General features: G+C 64.4%; 3 protein-coding genes. All 3 read left to right on the top strand.

The features are described from left to right. Positions 1–136: 136 nt before the first annotated feature. The 3 genes from tnpA to tnpC are packed head-to-tail and all read left to right on the top strand — an operon-like array spanning position 137 to position 2,478. Complete coding sequence (gene tnpA / locus AAC640_RS18310) at positions 137–520, top strand: IS66-like element accessory protein TnpA (RefSeq protein ID WP_340268885.1); 384 nt, start codon at positions 137–139, stop codon at positions 518–520. Further along, complete coding sequence (tnpB, locus tag AAC640_RS18305; protein ID WP_340268883.1) at positions 517–864, top strand: IS66 family insertion sequence element accessory protein TnpB; 348 nt, start codon at positions 517–519, stop codon at positions 862–864. Before tnpA ends, tnpB begins: the two co-directional genes overlap by 4 nt. Positions 865–918: 54 nt before the next feature. Further along, entirely contained in the window at positions 919–2,478 is a 1,560-nt protein-coding gene (gene tnpC, locus AAC640_RS18300; RefSeq protein ID WP_422795013.1) for an IS66 family transposase, read from the top strand. The last annotated feature ends 25 nt before the right edge of the window (positions 2,479–2,503 follow it).

The raw sequence follows: 2,503 nt of genomic DNA, 5'->3' as shown, positions 1-2,503 counted from the left end.
GTAAGCGGGGTCTGACGGCCGCCTTGCGCCGCTCCCGATCGCCGGGATGATTGCCGCTCTTTGAGCGGAGTGGCGGGTGTCGGACGAGATCGAGGTTTCAGCTAGCGGCGCAGCGACTACTCATACGAGCGGTCGTATGAGTAGTCGGATAGAGATCGTTAGCCGGGTGTCAGGCCGGCGGCGGTGGACGGTGGAGCAGAAGCTGGCCGTCCTGCGCGATGCATTCGGCCCGGAGGGCTGCGTGCGCGCGGCCTGTGAACGCCATGACGTCGGCAGCGGCTCGATCTACACCTGGCGGCGCCAGGCGATGTCCGGTGAGCTTGCCGGGGTTCGCAAGCTGGCGGAGCCGATATTTGCGGAGGTGCAGATCAGCGAGCAGCCAGCCTTGCCCGCGCCGACGGTCGCGGCACGCAGCGACGGAGTGATCGGCATCGAGCTGCCGTCGGGCATCAGGGTGAGCGTGGACGCCACGGTCGATGCCGATGCCCTGTCGCGGGTGATCGGTATCCTGACGCGATGATCCCGCTGCCACCATCAACGCGGATATTCCTGGCATGTGGCGCGACAGACATGCGTAAGGGTTTTGACGGCCTTGCCGTGATGACACAGCAGGTTCTGGAACAGAGCCCGCATTCCGGTGCGCTGTTCGCCTTTCGGGGGAAGCGCGGCGATCTGGTGAAGCTGCTCTGGTATGACGGCCAGGGCATGTGCCTTTTCTCCAAGCGGATGGACCGGGGTCGGTTCGTGTGGCCATCGACCAAGGCCGGGTCGGTGATGATGACGGCGGCCCAGCTTTCCATGCTATTGGAAGGCATCGACTGGCGACGGCCGGAGCGCACTTTTACCCCATCGATCGCGGGATAAAACGCCCATTTTCCGGCAGTTTTTCTGGCTTTGGAGTATCCGATTCGCTATAGGATCGCGGTGTCGGACGCAGGCCTTTCCACCGCTGACAAAGACGCTCGGATCGCCGAGCTCGAAGCTGCCTTGGCGGCCGCCCACGCCGATATTTCTGCTCGCGATATCCTGATCGACACGCTGCGCGTGCAGATCGCGCGCCTCAAGCGGATGCAGTTCGGCAAGTCGTCCGAGAAGCTCGACACGCAGATCGCACAGCTTGAACTGGCGCTCGAAGAGCTCGAGGGTGAGGCCATCGTCGCCGCCGCGCGGCGGGGCGATCGGGCAGATGGCGATCGGTCAGCGCCTGTTCGCGCGCTACCCGCCCATCTGCCGCGCGAGGAACAGCGGATCGAGGCTGAGCAGGGCATCTGCACCTGCCCCGACTGCGGCGGGACGTTGCGGCCGTTGGGACAGGATAGCGATGAGATGCTCGATGCCGTGCCGGTGCAATGGCGTGTCATTCGGACCATCCGGCCCAAGTATAGCTGCCGCTCCTGCGAGAAGATCGTTCAGGCGCCCGCGCCGGTAAAGGCGATAGCGCGCGGCAAGGCGACCTTCGGCACGCTGGCCCATGTCGTCGTCTCCAAGTTCGACCATCATCTACCGCTCTACCGCCAGGCCGAGATAATGGCGGCGCAGGGGGTCGAGATCGATCGATCGACGCTGGCGGGCTGGGTTGGGCAAGCATCGGTGCTGCTTGACCCGATCGTTAGTCGCATTCGCGAGGTCGGCCTGACCGCCTCGAAGATCCATACTGACGATACGCCGGTTCCCATGCTTGACCCGGGACGCGGCAAGACGGCGACCGGCAGGCTCTGGGCTTACGCCGTCGATGATCGCGGCTCTGGTGCCACGACCCCGTCGCTGGTCTGGTATGAGTTCACCACCGATCGCACCGGCGCGCATCCCCAGCGGCAGCTGGCCAACTTCACTGGCTATCTCCAGGCTGACGGCTATGCCGGCTATGACAAGCTCTACGATACGAACCGCGTCACTGAGGTTGCTTGCTGGGCGCATTTCCGGCGGAAGATATTCGACATCCACGCCACCAAGCCGACGCCGCTCACCACTGATCTGCTGGAACGCATCGGCGAGCTTTACGAGATCGAGGCAGAGGTTCGAGGCCAGCAACCCGATAGCCGACGACGAAGCCGGCAGGACCGCACCCGGCCATTGATCGATGATCTGCGCCAGACGCTCGACGATGCGTTGCGCCGTCTCTCGCCCAAGTCCGAGATGGCCAAGGCCATCGCCTATGGCCGCAAGCGCTGGGTCGCGCTCACGCGCCTCCTTGATGACGGCCGTCTGGAGATCGATAACAACGTCGCGGAGCGCGCCATGCGGTGTGTGGCCCTGGGCCGGAAAAACTGGCTGTTTGCCGGATCAAAGGCAGGCGGCGATCGCGCCGCTGCCGTCTATTCCGTCATCGAGACCGCAAAGCTCAATGGCCTCGAACCGCAGGCCTATATTGCCGACGTCATCGCCAAGATCGCTGGCAACTGGCCTGCTGCCCGCTGGGACGAACTCATGCCGTGGAACTGGCGGCCAGATCAGCGATCGATCGCCGAAGCCGCCTGAACCGCGGTCCTCAGGCCACGCTTAC

The organism is Sphingobium mellinum (genome assembly GCF_037860795.1).
In the GTDB taxonomy this organism is placed as follows: domain Bacteria; phylum Pseudomonadota; class Alphaproteobacteria; order Sphingomonadales; family Sphingomonadaceae; genus Sphingobium; species Sphingobium mellinum.
The sequence above is the reverse complement of the archived record's forward strand: the minus strand, read 5'-3'. Positions and strand labels throughout refer to the sequence as shown.